Source organism: Mesorhizobium sp. M1A.F.Ca.IN.020.06.1.1 (assembly GCF_004023265.1).
Classification (GTDB): domain Bacteria; phylum Pseudomonadota; class Alphaproteobacteria; order Rhizobiales; family Rhizobiaceae; genus Mesorhizobium.
The window spans coordinates 1-2,942 of record NZ_RZSR01000117.1 but is presented as its reverse complement, the minus strand read 5'-3'; the positions used below and the strand labels follow the sequence as shown (position 1 = coordinate 2,942).

The following is a 2,942-nucleotide window of genomic DNA, read 5'->3' as shown; positions in this document are numbered from 1 at the left end:
GAAAAAAAAAAACGACATTTCGGCGAACCTCTCCCGCCACGCGGCCGGCATCGCGACCGCGTATGGCGACGGCGACCTGGACCGCACCGTCTACCATCGCTTCAGCGAGATCTTCGAGCGGGAAGTTCAGGTGTTCTTCGTCGCCACCGGCACCGCGGCCAACGCCCTTTCGATGGCGGCGTTGAACCGTATCGGCGGCATCGCCCTTTGTCATTCCGAAGCGCATATGAATGTCGACGAGTTCGGCGCGATGGGCTTCTACACCGGCGGCGCTCGTACGGCGCCGGTTGCGGGTCCCCTGGGGCGCATCAACCCGCAGGCTCTCGACAATGCCATCAAGCGCTATTCGCAGGATCTTGCGCCGGCCGGCCAGCCGATGGCCGTGACGATCACCCAGGCGACCGAGGTGGGCACCGTCTACACCGTCGACGACGTCAAGGCGATTGCCGAGGTCAGCCGTAGGCACAAGCTGCCGCTGCATATGGATGGCGCGCGCTTTGCCAATGCGATTGCCGCGACCGACGTCACGCCGGCGGAAATGACCTGGAGGAGCGGCGTCGACTTGATCTCCTTCGGCGGCACCAAGAACGGTTGCTGGATGGCCGACGCGGTGGTGATCTTCAACCCGGAAGTCGGCCGGGATCTGCGCCTGCTTCGCCAGCGCGCCGGACAGACCTTTTCCAAGGCGCGCTTCATCTCGGCGCAATTCGAAGCCTATTTCACCGACGACCTTTGGCTGAGGATGGCGCGGCATGCCAATGCGATGGCGGCACATCTCGCCGAGACGATCGAGGACGCGCCGGCGGGCAGGCTCGCCTGGCTGCCGCAGGCCAACGAAGTGTTCGCAATCTTCGACCGCGCTCTTGCCGAAAAGCTGCAGACCGCCGGCGCCAAATTCTATGAATGGGGCGTGACGCAGGGTTTCGATGGCCATCTCGGCGACAAGGAAGCAATCTACCGTTTCGTCGCCAGCTTCGCCACCACCACCCAAGAGATCGACCGTCTCGGCCAACACCTCTCGCAATGATCAGGCGAGCAAAGGCCCCAGCGACAGTTCGAGGCCAAGCAGGATCAAAAAAGCCAGAAAACATCGGCGAAATGTCGCCGCGTTGATTTTCTGGCGCAGGATTAATGTCACAAAAAAGCGGCGCCCTTCGGCGCCGCTTTGGTCTCGGGAGGGAGACGTTTCTTACATGGAGCCCGCGGCTTACGCGGCGGCCTTGGCCTCGATCTGCTTGGCCTTGTCCGAAGACGAGGTGATCGCGATCTTGCGCGGCTTCAGCTCTTCCGGAATGTTGCGCTTGAGGTCGACGAAGAGCAGGCCGTTCTTCAGCGTGGCGCCCTCGACCTCAACGTGGTCGGCGAGCTGGAAGCGACGCTCGAAGGCGCGCGAAGCGATGCCGCGATAGAGCAGCTCCGAACCCTCGCCATTGTTCTCTTCCTTGCGCTCACCCTTGACGGTGAGCACATTGCGGTGCGCCTCGATCGAGATCTCGTCTTCCGAGAAGCCGGCAACCGCCATCGAGATGCGATAGGCGTTCTCGCCGGTGCGCTCGATGTTATAGGGCGGATAGGTCTGCGCGCTCTCGGGCTGGCCGAGCGTATCGAGCATGGTGAACAGCCGGTCGAAACCGACGGTCGAACGATAAAGCGGGGAAAAATCAACGTGACGCATGATGTGTTCTCCTGTTGAGCAACATGGTTTGCGTTTGACCCGGTACGAAACCCTCGAAAGGCGCTCCGGATAGGCCAGCGGCCCCGACATCGGCGGCCGCAACCTCCATTTGGGAAGCGGAAAAGCCCATTTCAAGAACTTCGCGCACCAACTTTCACTTCGATTTTTTCGCTCGATGAACGCCAGATGAACCGAGGCTTCGGCATCCGTTCAGCCGGGGCTCGCTAGGCTGCAGTCAACAATACGGATATGCGGCGCCTCGATCGGTGCGCCGCGACGAGGCCGACCGGGTGTAACGTCCCTTCCTCCCGGATCGACAGGGGGCCGGAAGCGCGCCGCAGGTGCTTCCGGCCTTCCCGTTCAGGAAAGCGCGTATTCCGGACCTTTGCTTTTGGCGCATGGGCGTCTATCACCGTGGCGACGCCTGGCCCGCTCGGGCAAGAAGCAATCAACGAAGCGCCGAATGACGGACCTTTTCTATCTGACTGAGGGCAATCCGCCGCCGCAGAACGCTGCCGGCGGCTTCTTCACCACCCGCGACGGCAGGAAGATCCGCTACGGCGTTTTCGCCGCCGTCGCCCGCCCGCTCCAGGGCACGGTGGTGCTGCTGACCGGCCGCAACGAGTGCATCGAGAAATATTTCGAGACCATCCGCGATCTCGCCGACCGCGGATTCGGCGTCGCCACCCTCGACTGGCGCGGCCAGGGCGATTCCAGCCGCCTGCTGCGCGACCGGCAGCGCGGCTATGTCCGCAGCTTCCGCGACTACACCCGTGATCTCGAGCAGTTCTTCGAGGAGATCGTGCTGCCCGATTGCCGCGGCCCCTATTACATCCTCGCCCATTCGACGGGAGCGGTGATCGCGCTTCTTGCCTCGCCGTCGATGGTCAACCGGGTGCGGCGGATGGTGCTGATCGCGCCTTTCCTGGCCGTGCCCGACTTGCGGGTTTCGATCGCCACCATACGGCGCGTCTGCGCGGTGTTCTGCGCGCTGGGCCTCGGCCGCCTCTATGCCGCCTGGGGGCCCCGCTCGAAATTGCCGACGCCCTTCGAAATGAACAAGGTGACGTCCGACCCGGAGCGCTACCGGCGCAATACCGATATTTACAGGGCCTGGCCCCACCTTGGACTCGGTGGTCCGACCATCCGCTGGCTGAAGGCCGCAGCCGCAGCGGCGGAAGCGGTCAGCGACCCCGATTTCATGGCAAGGATCCAGGTACCGACGCTGATCGTCGGCGCCGGCGCCGACGATCAGCGTCGGTACCTG

At 63.4% G+C, this 2,942-nt stretch carries 3 protein-coding genes; 2 read left to right on the top strand and 1 reads right to left on the bottom strand.

The window, feature by feature from the left end; all coding sequences use genetic code 11:
* Positions 1-16 precede the first annotated feature (16 nt).
* Complete coding sequence (locus EOA60_RS07920; RefSeq protein WP_245502534.1) at positions 17-1,027, top strand: low specificity L-threonine aldolase; 1,011 nt, start codon at positions 17-19, stop codon at positions 1,025-1,027.
* A 180-nt stretch (positions 1,028-1,207) separates the two neighbouring features.
* On the opposite strand, the gene EOA60_RS07910 is transcribed toward EOA60_RS07920, so the two are convergent.
* Positions 1,208-1,675: an Hsp20 family protein gene (locus EOA60_RS07910; protein WP_067002526.1), complete on the bottom strand. Its 468-nt coding sequence runs from the start codon at positions 1,673-1,675 to the stop codon at positions 1,208-1,210.
* 463 nt (positions 1,676-2,138) lie between these two features.
* On the opposite strand from EOA60_RS07910, the gene EOA60_RS07905 reads away from it, so the two are divergent.
* Positions 2,139-2,942 (top strand): alpha/beta hydrolase (locus tag EOA60_RS07905; RefSeq protein ID WP_164899225.1); only part of this gene is annotated, 804 nt, incomplete at its 3' end.